The organism is Microcoleus sp. MOSTC5 (genome assembly GCF_036701825.1).
Classification (GTDB): domain Bacteria; phylum Cyanobacteriota; class Cyanobacteriia; order Cyanobacteriales; family Microcoleaceae; genus Microcoleus; species Microcoleus asticus.
Map to the genome: position 1 here is coordinate 97,433 of NZ_JAUBRK010000022.1, position 16,901 is coordinate 114,333.

The window sequence follows — 16,901 nt, forward strand, 5'->3', positions numbered from 1 at the left end:
TTGCACCTACCTATTTAATGTCAGATTTAATGCCAGAAACCGGGTTTCTTGCCACAAAGTCACGTAAAATCTGAGGTTTTTTGTCAGGAAAACCCGCTTTATACCGTTTTGCTGAGAATGGTGCAAAATATCAAGTTTAGCGAAGCGTCAAAAACAAGAATTTGTTGGGTACGAGTGCCTCAACCCAACCTACTTTCTGAACCCAACCTAACTTTCACAGAAAATTTTTCCCTTGGTCTAGGGTATTTTTATGAATTGTAAGGATTCCCGTACTGAATTAAACCAAAAATCCTTCGCAGGAATGACGGGGAAGTGTCAAAATTAAGATAGTTCTGCCAGAAACAGGGGAAAGGAAATCTAGCCTGTACTGGCGCCTAAGGCAACATTGATTCCTCGCTGGTTACGCTTGCAGGTGGTCGCCGACGGTTCGTCGAATTTAATCTCAACAGTAATTATGAAAGATCTCACTCGTTATCGAAATATTGGCATCTTCGCCCACGTAGATGCTGGCAAGACCACCACAACAGAAAGAATCCTGAAACTGACAGGCAAAATCCACAAAATTGGTGAAGTTCACGAAGGCGCGGCGACTACTGACTTCATGGAACAGGAGCAAGAGCGCGGTATTACGATTCAATCCGCTGCTACCACCTGCTTCTGGAACGAGCATCAGCTCAACATCATCGATACCCCGGGACACGTCGATTTTACGATCGAGGTGTACCGTTCGCTGAAGGTTCTCGATGGTGGCATCGGTGTGTTCTGCGGTTCGGGTGGAGTTGAACCGCAATCTGAAACCAACTGGCGCTACGCTAACGATTCCAAAGTCGCTCGCGTCATCTACATCAACAAGCTCGATCGCACGGGCGCAGATTTTTACCGCGTTGTCCAGCAAGTCGATAAAATCCTTGGCGCTAAACCGATGGTAATGGTATTGCCGATCGGCATAGAAGAAAAGTTTTGCGGTGTAGTCGATTTGCTGACCCGCAAAGCCTGGATCTGGGATGAATCAGGCGATCCGATGAACTATGCAATTAAAGATGTCCCCGCCGATATGGTCGATGATGTCGAAACTTGGCGCGAAAAGTTGATCGAACTGGCCGTCGACCAAGACGACGCTGTGATGGAACAGTATCTCGAAGGCAACGAGCCGAGCATCGACGACCTCAAGCGCTGCATTCGCAAAGGTACTCGCGATCGGGCATTTTTCCCCACCTACTGCGGCTCATCGTTTAAAAACAAAGGCGTGCAGTTGGTTCTCGATGCCGTAGTTGACTACCTGCCGAACCCGATGGAAGTCACACCGCAGCCAGAAGTCGATCTCGATGGCGAGGAAACCGGCGAGTTTGCGATCGTCGATCCCAACAGGCCATTGCGGGCACTCGCGTTTAAGATCATGGACGATCGCTACGGTGCTTTAACCTTCACGCGCCTGTACTCCGGTAAGTTGTCCAAGGGCGACACCGTACTCAACACCGCCACAGGCAAAACCGAGCGCGTCAGCCGTTTGGTGGAGATGCACGCCAACTCTCGCGAAGAAATCGAATCGGCCCAAGCAGGGGACATTGTGGCGATCGTCGGTATGAAAAACGTCCGCACCGGACACACCATCTGCGACCCCAAAAATCCTGCCACCCTAGAGCCGATGGTGTTCCCCGATCCCGTTATTTCGATTTCGGTCAAACCGAAACAAAAAGGCGGCGAAGAAAAAATGGGAGCAGCCCTCACCAAGATGGTGCAAGAAGACCCATCGTTCCACATGGTGACGGATCAAGAAAGCGGCGAAACGATTCTCAAGGGGATGGGCGAGTTACACCTCGACATCAAAGTAGACATTCTCAAGCGCACCCACGGCATCGAAGTAGAAGTCGGCGAACCGCAGGTAGCCTACCGCGAGTCGATTACCAAGCGCCTCGAAGACGAATACACCCACAAAAAGCAATCAGGTGGTTCCGGTCAATTTGCCAAGATTGGCTATGTGATCGAGCCTGGTGAGGTGGGAAGCGGCTTCCAGTTTGAGTCAAAAGTGACTGGTGGTAGCGTACCGAGAGAATATTGGCCAGCGGTCGAAAAAGGCTTTGAAAGCTGCATCGACAAAGGCGTCTTGGCTGGGTTCCCCTGCCTAGACTTGAAATTCACGCTTCTAGAAGGCGGTTTCCACCCCGTTGACTCGTCAGCAATGGCCTTTGAAATTGCTGCCAAAGCGGCCTATCGCCAGTCTCTGCCTAAAGCTGGGCCTCAGTTGCTCGAACCGATTATGAATGTCGATGTATTCACTCCAGATGATTACATGGGCGACGTGATCGGCGACCTCAACCGCCGCCGGGGGATGATGAAATCTCAGGAGACAAGCCAGACAGGAGCGCGGATCAAGGCAGATGTGCCGTTGAGCGAAATGTTTGGTTACATTAGCGACTTGCGTACTATGACCTCTGGGCGCGGACAGTTCTCAATGTCCTTCTCGCACTATGCTCCTTGTCCGAATAACATCGCTGAAGAAGTGATTAAAGCGGCAAAAGAGCGTCAAGCTGCGAAGTAGTGTATTGAGTGCGACGAATCGATTCGTCGCACTCGATCGCCAAGGTTAAAAACTAGATTTTTCTAGTTTTTAACCTTGGTCAATGGGAGTAAGCTCCAGCGGATATAAATTGTATTTTTCGGGCGGGCGAGACGCCCAACCCCAACTCCCCACAAGAGTTCGATCGCACTTCACAGTAAAACTTAGATGCGCCTGGGCTTATACCAATTTTATTTTCACACTCCTAAAAAATACTTTTTAGTCTCCGCAAGAGATGCTCTCTTCAAAAGTCTCTCTAAAAGGGCGATCGCGCATCAATCAATATAATCTTTGCTAAGATACAATCAATAATTTAAAACCCAGGCAGGTAGCCATGACAGCCATCCTGATCCCGAGTCAAAGTACCGGAATTCTGCTGAAAAATATTAGCTGGAAAACATACGAATCCTTGCTGAATGAGTTAGCCCAACAGAGAGGAATTCGCCTGACTTACGATCGCGGAAATTTAGAAATTATGACTCCATCAGCACCCCACGAAGGTAGTAAGAAAATTTTGGGTCGTTTTGTGGAAAGTGTGAGTGAAGAATTAAATGTTGAAATTCGGAGTTTGGGTTCACTAACTTGCAGGCGCGAGGATTTAGCTCGCGGTTTGGAACCGGATCAGTGCTACTACATCCAAAATGAGGATGTGGTTTGGGACAAACAACAAATCGATCTCAATCAAGATCCGCCGCCAGATTTAGTGGTGGAAATTGACGTGACTAGCAGTTCGATCGATCGACTTTCTTTATATGCAAGTTTAGGCGTACCGGAAGTTTGGCGCTACGACGGAAATCGTTTAATAATTTATCAGTTAGAATCACAGGAATATGCCGAAAGAGATGTTTCTCCGACTTTCCCTTTTTTGTCGCAAGTTGAGATGCTGCGCTTTTTGGAATTGAGGAGGACTACAAAAGAAAATGCTTTAATTCGCTTGTTCCGGGAGTGGGTGAGGAGTCAAATTCAGTCAGGAGAGTGAATGAGGGCGATTCCCTAGGGGATGGCTGGGTTTGACGCTCTTTTTAGCAACCGCCGATGAACGCTGACTGACGCGGATGGATGACTCGGGCGAGATACTCAAATTCACCTCAATTTCGCCCTTGCATATCTTAAAGCGTATCGCTAATGTTCTCCTCCATCTCAATTTTGATAGAGATGTAACGTGCTCAACAAGAGACGCAACGAGCCGATCGCCTGACCGCCAAACTGCGAGAATTAAATATTGACCCTGATACGATTTAGCAATTTTATTTCATCAGATAGCGAGGTTGAGATGACCGAAATAAATCCCGATCGCACTGCTGGTACAATTGCGATCGACGTTTGTGCTCAATCAAACGGGCAGTATCTTTGTCAGATTTTGTCATCTCTGAGCGATCGCCCCGACGATCGCATGAATTTTTACGGACAAACGAAAGAACACGCGATCGCGATCGGCTTAGGACATTTAGCCTCTCGCTACCGCCAGAAAGCCGAAGAATCTCAAAATATAGATTGGGACGCGGTGAAAATTTCGGATTCTGGAGAGCCAATTGAAAAGCGTTATCACGTAATTTTGCACTACGAACGAATTGCTAAGGATGAATCTAAGTTTGAGGCAATGCACAATATAATGATGGGAAATACATTAGTTGAAAATGCCAAAATTTCAATAATTGAGATTTCTCCAGATATCGAAATCTAGCCGTTAGAGCGATCGGAATATTGATCGATCGGGACTTACGCGCAGACACTATCCTCGGTGTGCGCAGTGTGCACCTTACCTTTATGCATCAACGATCAAAACGTGAGTTCGACGCGATCGACTAATTTCAAATACCCAGTAATCCAGCAGGTTTCCGAGGAAAAAATTGAGCTACTTCCCCGCCTACTACATTTATTGTTTGTGGTATTTTTCTGTCCCGAACAGAGCGCCGATCGTATAGGTGTCACTGACTTGACAACTGCTATATAATTAAATGAACTACCAGCAGAAGGCAAAATATTGAATCGCTGTTCTGACTTCTGCTAAAGATTGCTCCCGCCGATTGGAGTTGAGCGCATTGGCATTGATGAATTGAATATCCGTAATGCCAATAAAGTTAAATACAGTTCGCAAAAAAGGTTCCTGAAAATCAAATGGGGCAAATGCAGAACCCGGACTAAAATCACTGCCGCGAGCAGTAAAAATCAGCATTTTTTTGTCAGTTACTAATCCTTTAAAACCACCAGCATCAACAGCAAAGGTGCGTTTGGGTCGAACAATATGGTCGATGTAGGATTTAAGCACTGCCGGAATACTGAAGTTATACATCGGGACAGATAGAACGTAGCGATCGGCAGTCAAAAACTCATCAATCAATTCATCTGAAAGCTGGAGCGCATCTGCCAAATCGGGAGTGTATTGGTCGTGTGGGGTAAACTTTGCCTTCACCCATGTCGAATCAATGTAAGGCACAGGATTTAACCCTAAATCTCTGTGGATTATTTTAGTTTCAGGATGACGAGCGCTCCACTTTTCCATAAATTCTTGCGCAAGCATCCGCGAATGAGATTGTTCGTACCGAGGACTGGTGTCGATCTGTAAAATGCGAACCATAAAATCACTTTCTCCATGAGATTGTTTTGAATTTGATTGCCTAGTAGCGTCGCATTTCCGCAGCAGTTACTCCAGAGGCTCGATCGCTGGCATACTGGGCGTAATCCTGAATGTAAACTTCGGGAGGCTGAGCAGTTGCTCGAACAGAAGGATGCTGCTGCATCACACCCAACCATTCCCTCAATCGAGTACATTCTGCTGGCAGTTTGACACCTCGATAATGTTCTAAAGCTATCCATCGATCGAACCAGGGATAGAAGGACAGATCGACTAAACTCAGTGAATCACCTAACCAGTAGGAACCTGCTTTTGATAACTGACGAAATCCCTCTTTTTCGATAAACAACAAGTGTTGATGGAGTTCATTTGTCCAGTTTTGTTGTTGTTGAACATCCTGGCTCAACAGCAATTTGTAAAATGCAGGGGTAAATTTGGTATTGGCAAAGTCAATCCAAATGCGGGCGATCGCTCTCAATCCCGGATTATTGGGCATTAAGGGTGGCTCTGGAAATACTTCCTCCAGATATTCGTTGATAATGCTCGATTCCCAGATCCGATTTTCTTCGTGTTGAATTACGGGTACTTTGCCATAGGGAGAAACTTCAGCAAACCAATCTGGCTTATTTTGCAGATCTATCTCAATCTGTTCAAAGTCTACCCCTTTTTCTAGTAGAACCATGCGAGTTCGCTGAGCGTAGGGACAAACTTTGGCGCTATAAATTTTTACTTGAGACATGAGTCATTCTTCCCTTACTAAACGTTTAATTTCTATCGATCGCTCAATCGTTTTTTTGTTCTAGCTAGTAGCATTCGCAACAGCTACTGTGAATCTAGGGAGTTTGGGGTTGCGGTTTGAAACTGCATCCAGGTAATCGCCACAACGATCGTAAATCCACCAACTATCTGCATTCCTGTCAGGGTTTGATCGAACCAAAACCATGCCAGCACTCCTGCAACGACGGGTTCTAGCGTAGCAGCGATCGCCGCTCTTTCTGCCTGAATCCGTTGAATGCACCAGAAAAACAATAGATAAGGAAGTAAATTCCCTGCAATTCCGACATAGATAACTTTCAGAATGTTCTCCCGTGCAAGCAGCGTCCAAGGTATTCCTTGCGTCAACTGATAGGCAATCCAAAATAGGCTGGCGACGGCAAAAACTTTCAACATTACACCAATGGTTTCTTGAGTTGCGCTCACCCGATCGCTCAGTACAATATAGGCAGCAAAAAACACCGCCGTCGTTAAACCGACGAGAATTCCCAACCACTCAACCCGTGCCTCGTGACTGACGAGTAAATTAGAAACCAGCAGCACTCCGACGATGGAAAGAATTAGCGCCACCAGTACAGGGCGAGCAGGCAGGCATCGGGAAGTCACAGCAGTCCAGAGGACAACCAAAATAGGAGCCGTAAATAACAGAACGATCGCCACGGCTACAGGCAAGCGCTGAATTGCCAGGTAATCGGCACCGACTAAGCCAACGAGAATGAGTCCCAGCGTAAATTGTGGACGATCGATCGGCTTGGCGTGGGAGCGTCCCACCAAACTATCCAGAATCGCAAGTCCAAAGGTGGCGATCGTTGCGCTTGCTCCAGCTAGCTCAAACGGCTGCACTCCTGATAAAAACAGGCGATTGGCGACATTAGCAGCGATCGCCCAGGCAACAACTGTCAGGAGCATTGCCAGCAGTCCCAATAGATTGGGTGAGTCGCGATCGCCTTCGAGCAGAGATTTCCAGGCGGTGTGAGGCGTTTTAGCAGCCATCGTTTCACCTTCGCAAGTAGTTTAGTATTTGATAGTTGAAATTTCAACTAAAATTACGATAGCACGCGATAGTTGAAATTTCAACTACTTTTTTGAGATAATCCTGAGATGACTGCTAAACCTATACTGGACAATCTACAGAACTCTGTCTGGCGGCTTTTTATCACCGCCAACGTCAAGCTGCTCGATCGCATGGGCGAAAAGTTTTCTCAGGCCGGGCTGCCCTCGATGGATTGGTACGATGTACTGTTGACGCTCAAAGAAGCGCCAGAGTATCGTCTGCGCTTGAGCGATTTAGCCGAGAAGGCGCTGTTGAGCCGGAGCAATCTGACCCATCTGGTCGATCGCCTGGAAAAAGCCGGACTGCTATATCGAAAACGCTGTCCGAGCGATCGGCGTGGCACCTATGCTGTGCTGACTGAGGCAGGATTGGCGATGCAACAGCAAATGTGGACGGTTTACGCTGAAGGAATTGCAGAATACTTTGCCTGTCACCTGGATGATGAAGAACTTCAGGTGATGCAGCGAGTGCTGAAGCGAATGCTTGCGGCAGTTAGTCAGTAAGGGCGTCCGAGCAGATAGTCCTCACTTGGCGAACCAGAATGATGCCAGTCTCGGTGGCAGAACTCTTGTTCGCCAAAAGTCTCTTTAATATCAAATCCGCTCTTCATCGGAAACGATATAAATCGCCGAGTCACAACCGCCAAGTTTCTCTTCTATTCTTCCCCGCCCAAATCAGCTCTAACTTTCTCAACAACTCGATTCAACTCCACCGAATGAGAGGCCTTAAATAAAATGCGATCGCCCGGTGTGACACACTCCATTAAATGCCTTGCTAAATCTTCGCGGGAATTCTCCCTCGCAATATCTTCAACCTCCACAAAAGGCAAACCCGCCGCACCCGCAGCCATCGCCGTCGCTTCCTCAAAATCAGCAAAAACAAACAAAGCATCCAGATTCAACTCTCGCGCCGCCATTCCCACTTGTCGGTGAAATTCGATCGCCCTGTCGCCCAATTCCTTCATCGTTCCCAACACCGCAATCCGGCGCTTTCCTGGAGTATCTGCTAACAGTCTCAGGGCCGCCAACATCGACTCCAAACCAGCATTGTAAGTCTCATCCAGAATCACAATATCCTGCGGCAAATCGTAGCGGCGCGCCCGTCCATCCGGTAACTGCACAGACAAACCTTGCTTTAAAACTTCCCAATCAATACCTAAAACTTTTCCTACCGCCAAAGCCGCCAAATAATTTACAGCATTGTGCCGTCCTTGCAGCGGCAGTGGCAATTCCACACCTTCTACAGACATTGTATCATTATTGAGCAATTCTCCGCACAAATCGCCGCCTTCTAAACCGTAAGTTAAAGTTTTTCCCTGCCAAACTTGGGCCGCAGTTGCTATTAATCTGTCACAATCGTGATTGAGAATAGCAATGCTATCAGCAGGCATTTCGGCTAACAGTTCGCACTTAGCTTGGGCGATCGCCTCTTCCGAACCCAATCGCCCGATATGCGCCGTTCCTACGTTAGTAATTACCGCCACTGTAGGACGCGCAATTTGCGACAGCAGCGCTATTTCGCCACTCCCGCGCATTCCCATTTCGATTACAGCATAATTGTGGGAAGGTGAAAGCTCCAACAGAGTTTTTGGTACGCCAATTTCATTGTTGTAGTTATATTGAGTTTTAAGAACATTTCCACTCGTTGACAAAACCGCCGCAATTAATTCTTTAACAGTAGTTTTACCGACCGAACCAGTAACAGCAACTACAGGTATACTGAACTGGTTTCGCCACCAGCGGGCGATCGACTGATAAGCTTTTAAAGTATCGTCCACGCGCAACAGCGGAAAATTAGGCAATTCCTCTTGCCAATGTCGATCGACTATCGCCGCAATCGCCCCCAAATCACGGGCTTTTGCCACAAATTGATGACCATCAAAATTGTCTCCCCGCAGCGCCAAAAATACTTCGCCTCCCTCAAGAGTGCGCGTATCTGTGGCAATACCTGTCCCTAAAGCTGTCAAAACATCGTCAGGCACAGCAGGCAAAGGTACATTTAAAATTTCAAAAAGTCTGGCGATACTTACGCGACAAACCATAACCAGCACTCACCTTTCAAATAATTATTTTCACAGCTAATCCTACCTTGCTTGACCTGACATTTAACTGACAGGGGGCTGCTGGCCAGGATAGACCTTGACAATCCTAATACTAAATCGTCAGCAAACCAAGAAATTCTTCCGTACCTACTCACAGTCTTTACCAATACTTTACAAAGGCTCTATTGATTTAAGGCCTTGCTAATTACCAACAATTCATGCCATGCTGATGTTGGTAATTAGTTTTAACTAAGCAAAAAATATCGATCGGCTTAAGCTGCTGACAGCTTCTACCCTAAGCCTCATCCGGCGAGCAGCTCGGTTGACTCAATTGTTGCGCTTCATCTGCCAATTCATCAAGCTAATAGCGCTGAAAGCTCTTGCCCCAGACTGGGAGGTTAATCCACAGTGAACGACTACAATAGACAGAAAATTTACGAAGAAGAACAGCTACTTTACAAGCACTGGCTGGAGTTGGTACAACGAGAGCAGCCGGCCGAACTCATCAGCCGCTTTCGCACTTTGTTTATTCATGGTACCGGATATCCCGATCGCTCCGTCGCCGAGGCACTCGAAAAAATAGCAGCCTCAGAACACGCCGAACAAGAATTCAAGTACATCCTCAACCGCTGCTGCCACATCCTGATCAACCGCTGGCAAACTTACTCCAGCAAGCAAGCAGCCATCCCTGAATTGATCGCTCTGTTTGAAGAAGCACCCAAAATACTATTTGGCTACAATCAATCGCGGGCGCGAGGCTCGATCCCCAAATTAGTAAATCAATTTACCGAAAGCGAACAGTACCTCACACTCCAACGCTTAGCCAAAGTCATAACTCACAGCAATGAAGATAGCAGCAACAGCAAAATCCCTGCTACCCTTGCCCTCGGAACCTTAATTCCCCGCTATCCTTACCTGTATAAACACTGCCTGCTCAGCGACGACAGCACCTACGAACAGCAGAAAATCATTAAAAAAATCCAAGCTCAAAAGCAGCAGCAATTTGAGGTCAACCTCTCCCAATACGTCGCTCACCAAGTGAGAAAAGCCCAAACAGCACGGCGGGAAACCTCAATTTCTTTCGGGAGAGTTATACAGCCTATAAAAAACCCAACGCTGTTGAGCGATCCAGAACTGTTCTTTGCCCTCAAGCAATTTGTCGGAAAAGTAGAAGGAGCCGATACCTACAGAGAGCTAGCGGGTCGCTTCACGGCGAACGCCAGCACAACTGCGTCTTACGGCTCATTTAAAGACGACTTGTACGAATACCTGATTTCTTCTGTCACCGACGATCGCTACGGCAAACGTCAATTTAACGAAAAATTGTATAAGCAACTACAAAATACTTTTCCTCACAGCGACGATCAGAAGTTCAACGAATTTTTAATGATCAGAACTTGCAGCCAGTTATTGAACTTTTTAGTAGTAGAGAGTCCTGTGCGGCCCAACCACTTTGTCTTCATCGACCTGATCTCTAATCTCGGGCCGACCCAAACCACAGGTTTGCTGCTGAAAATCGTACTAATTTGCGGCAAAGTCAAGCCCTACCTAGAAAAGCGGCTGGCAATTTTGTTCGGTCACTATGAATTCAGTACCCGAGAAGGCGTGGTGTGGTTAGTCAAAGCCCTGGAAAACGTGAATCTAGCTTTGAGTACAAACTTTGGCAAGGTGGATGTATCTTTCCTGCGGTGAGAGCACGCGCCACAACTTTCTGTGCTTCCACCTTGACAAAACATCACACCGAGAAACCAGGTTTCTCAATACCCTAAAAGTTTTACGTTTAATTAGAACGACTTAATTAACTGCTGAAACCTACTCAAAAGACGCTATTCTATGTTAAAGTACCAAGTGTGAATCAGATTCAGTTGCAGGCTTTGTTCATTGCTACAGAATTGTCTAAAAACTTGCCCTTCTGTATCGGCAGGGGACTCTCCGAAACTGAAATCTTCGCACTGTCTAAATTTTGGAGTTATTCCTCATGTCGATATACGTCGGTAACTTATCCTACCAAGTTACCCAAGAAGACATCACCACCGTCTTCGCCGAATACGGAACCGTTAAGCGAGTACATCTACCTACCGACAGAGAAACCAGTCGCCCCCGCGGCTTCGGTTTTGTAGAAATGTCAACAGATGCAGAAGAAGATGCAGCCATTAGTGCTCTCGACGGAGCAGAGTGGATGGGTCGCGACCTCAAAGTTAACAAAGCTAAGCCCCGCGAAGATGAAGGCCGGGGTGGCGGCAACCGGGGCGGCGGCGGCCCTGGAAAATTTGCTCGCGGAGGCGGCGGCGGCGGAGGACGTTATTAATTTCCTCTGATAAAGATTTGAGATTGGAGAGTTGAAATTGGTGATCGAGCTCACCTAGCTCCGAACCACTTCCGGCCGTTCCGAAAAACCTATGCTCTTCAAGTTTCCATATCTACCGCTTTAAATATACCAAAAAGCCAAGGGCCTAACCCTTGGCTTTTTGGTATGAGGGTTGACGGTATGAGCCTGAAACGCTCTGGGCGAATCGGTTGCAGTGCCGTCAGGTTTTAATCGTCAGGTTCGATGCTGCTGCTCAATCCGTGATTGTTGAGCGTTTCAGCGTAAAACTCAGCGTGTTCGAGAGCGCAAACAATCACCAGTCCCATCCCGTTAGTGTGGGCTTCCATCATCACATTCACAGCCTGTGGCTGAGTCAGACTCGGTACCGTCGCCATCAAAGTCTGCACCACGTACTCCATAGGATTGAAATCATCATTGTGCAGCAGAACGCGGTAGCGCGGTGCCAGCTTGCGGACTGTGGAACTTTTTTGAATAATTTCGACAGACACTAATCTATACCTCCTGACTTGTAAAATGTTAAAATTTGTCAACAATCTTGAACCGGATTCCTCCGCTGTGCAAGAGTATGTCACTTTCAGTTATTTTATTGAAATCTGAATAATCAGACAAGGCAGCCCCTTGGTCGATCGCGAGCCGTGAACCCCACACCAAAGCCAGAGGGGGTGTCCTGGGCCCTCCGCAACCACCTTCCTAGCGCCATAATATTAGAAAGGCGAGATCGGTTAAAAATAACAAACTACTACCTGTTGAGTCTCCAGAACTGAGGGAACCTTATATGAAACGCAAACCTAAATCTTACAACGACGACAGATTCAGCGACGACGCATCCCGGGGAGATGAAGACTCCGGCTCATTTGGCGGACAGTCGCGGCGTCAACCTCAGTCCGGCAAACCCTCTTTCCTCAATTCCGCCACTCTTGGGATTTTAACAGCCGTCTTTATTCTGGGAATTGGGATTGGCATTGCTTTTAGCTCCACAGCTACCATTAGCCCAGAGAACGTAGCATCCCGCGAATTTATCGATCGCAGCGCCCCGAACCCAGAACTTTGCGTACAGTTTGGAGCAAGCGCGATGGTGACAGATATGCGCCTCTACGTCACCCTTAACCCTTTCAACGTCTACATTTCGCAGCCGAGTATGCGCCCCGGATGCGTCCTGCGAACCAATAACTGGGCAATTCTGGAACAAAGAAAACTCATCAGCCAAAACCAAGTGCGAGAGTGCAAAAATCGCATGAACACCTTTGGCTTCACCGGCCCCCTGGAAGCCCAACCCGAAATTAACTGTATCTACCAAAACGACGGCGCTAAAAACCTGTTCCTCAACCAACCGGGTTCGATAGCTCCAACCACTGAAGGTCAAAATTTCTAAATCGCCGATATAGCGGTTTTCAGTTGAGTCAATTACAGATGCTCGGGTAGGGACTTAGGCTTGGCCTAAGTCCCTACTTTATTTCATACAAGGGAAAACTGCTCTCAGTAGATTTTGAAGCCCGAGGTTTGAGGGAAGACTTCCTTGTTCCCTCAAACCTCGGACTTGTTCCTTCAAAAACCGAACTGCGGGAAATCTTCAGTTAACTGAACTTGCAAAATTTGGCCGGGTTGAATCGTAGCAGGTTGAGGAGCAGCGACGTAAGTTGTAGCAACACCACCGGCTGCTCCCGCCAACAAACCGATACCGGAAAAGCCGCTCAGCAAGAACAAAGCTAAACCACCAATACCAGTATTTCGCAACAAACTGCGATCGGAAGGCTGTTGTCGGCGGCCTCCCACAGGTTCCGAGCGAGCGAAGAGAGGGATATTGCGGCCGTTGAGACTAATAGCTTCGACAACAAATCGACTCCCAAGGTTGGTCGTTTCAAATCGACCGATGACAGGCGTATTAGCAGGTACGATCGTATTGCCGCGACTGTCGAGAATTCCCCCTTGCAGCAGCAGTACTTCCTCTCGGCTGGGTTTCGCACGGGCAAGGCGCAAAGCCTCAGCACCGGGGTATAGCAAACTGAGTTCCGTCCCCGCCGGCAACAAGACATTCGCCCCAGCCGCAGCCTGCAAAACAGCATTCGATCGTCCGCGAGGAAGTGCTTCACCAAAGGTAAGCGTCCGCTGTTGGGGTGCATCAGCAGCCGTTATTTGAGGAACTAGGCGGGGTACAGCAGTACCTTGTACCCCTGAGGCTCCGTCAATGCGAACACTGACTAAAGGAACTCTTAGCGGTCGGATTTGGTCGTTGGGAGTTGGTGGCTGCGAAGAATTTGTAGCGAGATTCAGGGAAGTAGGAGGGTCAGGTCGATCGACCTTTGGAGCACCATTTGAGTTGGAATCTGTCGGCGGCTGGTTTTGCGGTACTTGTATTGCAGGCTGGGGTTGAGTTTCGGAAGTTTCCACAATAGGAGTCGGTTCGATCGAAGGACGCAACACCCAGCGATTTTCTACCCCGCTTCTTTGGAATTGAACTTTCCCTGCGCTGAAACCGACTCCGGGAGCCAAATTGACCAGAATTCTCGCCGTTCCCGGTTGAAGTTGACTCACCGCCACAGAACGTACAGTGCCTTGCGGGTATAGCTGAGTTGCATCTACTCCGATCTCAGTATTGGGCAAATCCACAGCAATTTGATTCGGGTTGAGTAGAGAATATGTGGGGGTTGTTCCCTCTGGGAGAGTAATTTCTAGCTGATTTGTCGCCGGATCGAATTGCCAACTTGTGACTGTAGAAGCATTTGCTGGTTGCTGTGCTGCCGGCACTGCTGCAACTGCGGCGGCGACTGCTAGACTCAGACTCAGTGACTCGATCGCAAATAATCCGCGTCCTAGAGAATTAACAGCCAATTTTTGTAAGTTTTCCCCAAATCTGGTGAGTAATTTTTTGTATGGCATAGCGGCTGGGTGAAATTTTGGATCTGAAATAGATTATGGATGGGAAAATTTTGCCTTCGGATGACGCTGAAAGTTTAGCATTATGGCGATATGAAAAATTTAGCTAAATGGAAATTATTGCGATCGCGCTTCGTTCTTAACAACAAGTGGTGTCAGGTTAGACAAGATGAAATAGAATTGCCAAGCGGACAAATTATAGACGACTTTTTTGTTCATGTCCGACCCAATATCGCCCTAGTATTTGCCACGACAGAGCAGCAAGAACTTGTATTTGTGCGCCAATACAGGCACGGAGCAGGCGAGATTTTGCTGGAACTCCCGGCTGGAACTTTCAATCCTGCTGAAGAGAGCGGGAAATCTGCTGCCGCCCGAGAACTTGCCGAAGAAACGGGATATGTTGCTGAAGAAATTTTGGAACTAGCAACCTTATATGATAACCCCGTAAAAGATACCAATTGTATTTACCTATACTTTGCTAAAAATGTCAAGCTTGCCAGCCAAATACAATTGGATATTACAGAAGATATTGAAGTAGTTTTAGTCCCACTTGCCGAAGTTTTTTGTAAAATAGCAAACCGAGAAATTTGCGTAGCCGGGAGCATCGCAGCTATTTTTTTAGGATTAGATTTTTTGCACAAACAGCCGTAAAGTGTGGTGTGCATGGAGCCATACACGAGCTGGTTAAATTTATATTATTTCCCCGGAAAAGAACACATTATCAGGTTAGTAGTGAGGAATTCAGAGGGAGTTTTCGGAGGACTGAAGTCCTTACTCCCAACCTGATAATGGTTATTTTACGGAACCTAATATGACTCCGCTCTTACCGAGTCCCAGCCACAAAATCGAGAGAAGTGAGAGAATTATTAGCCCCAAAAACCTGAGCCAAAACCTCCCCACTGCCAGCAAATTTAACTAAAAAGCCATTCGCAGTCGAGTTAATTTGCAACGACTCAAAACTCAAACCCTCGGTGAGGACAAACTTATCAGTTCCTACATCAAAATTGAGCACAGTATCGATACCGTTATTAGCACTCAACACAAAACGATCGCTGCCAATACCTCCTATCAAAGTATCATCTCCCCCATCGCCAAACAGCCAGTCATCCCCTGCACCCCCATTGAGAATGTCGCGATCTTTCCCTCCGTTGAGGGTGTCATTACCCTCATCACCGTTGAGAGTATCTTGACCTTCATTGGCGTATAACAGGTCATCGCCACTGCCCCCGTTAATACAGTCTTGCTGGCCGTCTTCACCCACAGCGCCTCGCAGATTTTCCCCGCGATCGCCATTAATGGTATCGTTACCCTGATCGCCGCACAAAATATCGCTGCCGGAGTCGCCGTACATCAAGTCATTGCCAGCATCTCCGTGCACCAAGTCGTCATCCTTGCCTCCGCGAACAATATCGTTACCCTCACCCCCACTCAAAGAGTCGGAACTCTCACCTCCGCCCTGAAAGTCATTCCCATCCCCTCCAAACAGCAAGTCGCGGCCATCAACATCGGACACTAACTGGTTTTGCAAACCGCCGTAAAGCCAATCGTCTCCCTCATCCCCGACAATGGTGTCGGAACCGAGTTCGCCCCAAATCCGGTCGCTGTCTTTGCCACCGTAAACTAAGTCGTTGCCTTTGCCGGCAAAAATGCTGTCGTTACCGCTACTTCCGCCGATGATATCGCCCGTGTCGTTGCCGAAAATTAAGTCGCCTTCATCAGTGGCAATTGTGCTGCCTTGTTGAGTGCCGTAGTCGCCGATTATGGTGTCGGAACCTTGATTGCCGTAGAGAGTATCCGAGTCAGTTTCGCCAAAAATGCGATCGCCGGCTTTGCCTCCAAACAGCAAATCCCGGCCGTTGCCGCCAATCAAGGTGTCGTCTTGTTCTTGGCCGTTGAGTAAGTCGTTGCCATCGCCTCCAAACAGCAAATCGAAGCCGTCGGGGTCGTTGCCCTGGGAGTTGAGGACGCCGCCGAATACAGAGTCGTCTCCGTTGTCGCCGGAAAGGGTGTCCGCGCCTTTGTCGCCCCAAATCAGGTCGCTGTCGGTGCCACCGTAGGCGATGTCCCCAGCTTTGCCGGAGTAAACGGTGTCGGAACCTTGGTTGCTAGCAATGGCATCGCCTGAAGAACCGCCGAAAATCAGGTCGCCGTCGCTGTCGGTCAAGTCGATGTTGTTGCCGTTGTCGCCGACGATGGTGTCGGCACCGCGATCGCCGTACAATGTGTCGGAATTACGATCGCCAAAAATGCGATCGTCTTGTTTGCCGCCAAATACGGCATCGGTTTGTTTGCCGCCGTAAACGATGTCGCTGTCGAGGCCTGCAGCTATGAAATCTCGCTGTTGTTCGCCGTAAACGATATCGCTGCCTGCTTCACCTAACACTGTGTCGTCGCCGCGGAGGGAGAGAAACAGTTGGTTAGTTTCGTTTCCTGTTAAGGAATCGTTTCCCGCAGTCCCGAGAATTGTGTTTTGGATGTCGATGAGTTGTGCGGCGCTGGAGTCGAAGTTGAGTGTTTGTGAAGGCTGGGGTGGGATAAATGTGAAGTTGGGCGGCAGGGGCAGTGGTTGGCAACCGCAACCGGTATCTGGTTCGGGCACTGGACCGAATATCGGGCTCGGTTCTGGCGCTGGTGTTGGTGTTGGTGTTGGTGGTGTTGGTGGTGTTGGTGTTGGTGTTGGTGTTGGTTCCGGCGCGG

15 protein-coding genes are annotated in these 16,901 nt (G+C 48.2%); 8 read left to right on the forward strand and 7 right to left on the reverse strand.

Annotation, left to right across the window (positions count from 1 at the left end; all coding sequences use genetic code 11):
- Positions 1–454: 454 nt before the first annotated feature.
- The 3 genes from fusA (at position 455) to QUA54_RS14400 (ending at position 4,241) form a co-directional block, all read left to right on the forward strand.
- Positions 455–2,539: an elongation factor G gene (gene fusA, locus QUA54_RS14390; protein WP_333415171.1), complete on the forward strand. Its 2,085-nt coding sequence runs from the start codon at positions 455–457 to the stop codon at positions 2,537–2,539.
- Between the two features lie 352 nt (positions 2,540–2,891).
- Positions 2,892–3,536 carry a Uma2 family endonuclease gene (locus tag QUA54_RS14395; protein WP_333415172.1) on the forward strand — a complete coding sequence of 215 codons (645 nt, stop codon included), beginning with the start codon at positions 2,892–2,894 and terminating at the stop codon, positions 3,534–3,536.
- A gap of 294 nt (positions 3,537–3,830) precedes the next feature.
- Positions 3,831–4,241: a hypothetical protein gene (locus QUA54_RS14400; RefSeq protein WP_333415173.1), complete on the forward strand. Its 411-nt coding sequence runs from the start codon at positions 3,831–3,833 to the stop codon at positions 4,239–4,241.
- Between the two features lie 279 nt (positions 4,242–4,520).
- Here the strand turns inward: QUA54_RS14400 and QUA54_RS14405 are convergent, their stop codons facing one another.
- From QUA54_RS14405 to QUA54_RS14415, 3 genes are all read right to left on the reverse strand, one after another.
- Entirely contained in the window at positions 4,521–5,135 is a 615-nt protein-coding gene (locus QUA54_RS14405; RefSeq protein WP_333415174.1) for an FMN-dependent NADH-azoreductase, read from the reverse strand.
- A 40-nt stretch (positions 5,136–5,175) separates the two neighbouring features.
- Positions 5,176–5,871, reverse strand: coding sequence for a glutathione S-transferase family protein (locus QUA54_RS14410; RefSeq protein ID WP_333415175.1), 696 nt, complete (start codon positions 5,869–5,871; stop codon positions 5,176–5,178).
- 83 nt (positions 5,872–5,954) lie between these two features.
- Positions 5,955–6,899 (reverse strand): EamA family transporter, encoded by a 945-nt coding sequence (locus QUA54_RS14415; protein ID WP_333415176.1) that lies wholly within the window; start codon positions 6,897–6,899, stop codon positions 5,955–5,957.
- Between the two features lie 108 nt (positions 6,900–7,007).
- Between QUA54_RS14415 and QUA54_RS14420 the strand changes: the two genes are divergently transcribed.
- Positions 7,008–7,463, forward strand: coding sequence for a MarR family transcriptional regulator (locus tag QUA54_RS14420; RefSeq protein ID WP_333415177.1), 456 nt, complete (start codon positions 7,008–7,010; stop codon positions 7,461–7,463).
- A gap of 152 nt (positions 7,464–7,615) precedes the next feature.
- Here QUA54_RS14420 and QUA54_RS14425 read toward each other — a convergent pair whose 3' ends face one another.
- Positions 7,616–9,001, reverse strand: a complete 1,386-nt coding sequence (locus tag QUA54_RS14425) for a UDP-N-acetylmuramoyl-tripeptide--D-alanyl-D-alanine ligase (RefSeq protein WP_333415178.1) — start codon at positions 8,999–9,001, stop codon at positions 7,616–7,618.
- 408 nt (positions 9,002–9,409) lie between these two features.
- On the opposite strand from QUA54_RS14425, the gene QUA54_RS14430 reads away from it, so the two are divergent.
- Together QUA54_RS14430 and QUA54_RS14435 are read left to right on the forward strand one after the other, a co-directional pair.
- Entirely contained in the window at positions 9,410–10,693 is a 1,284-nt protein-coding gene (locus QUA54_RS14430) for a hypothetical protein (RefSeq protein ID WP_333415179.1), read from the forward strand.
- A 286-nt stretch (positions 10,694–10,979) separates the two neighbouring features.
- Complete coding sequence (locus QUA54_RS14435; RefSeq protein WP_172192890.1) at positions 10,980–11,309, forward strand: RNA recognition motif domain-containing protein; 330 nt, start codon at positions 10,980–10,982, stop codon at positions 11,307–11,309.
- Between the two features lie 227 nt (positions 11,310–11,536).
- Here the strand turns inward: QUA54_RS14435 and clpS are convergent, their stop codons facing one another.
- A complete protein-coding gene (gene clpS / locus QUA54_RS14440) occupies positions 11,537–11,818 on the reverse strand; it encodes an ATP-dependent Clp protease adapter ClpS (RefSeq protein WP_172192892.1) in 282 nt (93 codons plus the stop codon).
- A 287-nt stretch (positions 11,819–12,105) separates the two neighbouring features.
- Between clpS and QUA54_RS14445 the strand changes: the two genes are divergently transcribed.
- On the forward strand, positions 12,106–12,702 hold the full coding sequence (locus QUA54_RS14445; RefSeq protein WP_333189336.1) for a DUF3172 domain-containing protein: 597 nt from the start codon (positions 12,106–12,108) through the stop codon (positions 12,700–12,702).
- Between the two features lie 173 nt (positions 12,703–12,875).
- Here the strand turns inward: QUA54_RS14445 and QUA54_RS14450 are convergent, their stop codons facing one another.
- On the reverse strand, positions 12,876–14,207 hold the full coding sequence (locus QUA54_RS14450) for an AMIN domain-containing protein (RefSeq protein ID WP_333415180.1): 1,332 nt from the start codon (positions 14,205–14,207) through the stop codon (positions 12,876–12,878).
- 90 nt (positions 14,208–14,297) lie between these two features.
- Here QUA54_RS14450 and QUA54_RS14455 point away from each other — a divergent pair, with 90 nt between their 5' ends.
- Positions 14,298–14,855 (forward strand): NUDIX hydrolase, encoded by a 558-nt coding sequence (locus QUA54_RS14455; RefSeq protein ID WP_333415181.1) that lies wholly within the window; start codon positions 14,298–14,300, stop codon positions 14,853–14,855.
- A gap of 172 nt (positions 14,856–15,027) precedes the next feature.
- On the opposite strand, the gene QUA54_RS14460 is transcribed toward QUA54_RS14455, so the two are convergent.
- The coding region (locus QUA54_RS14460; protein ID WP_333415182.1) for a calcium-binding protein at positions 15,028–16,901 on the reverse strand (1,874 nt) is incomplete at its 5' end.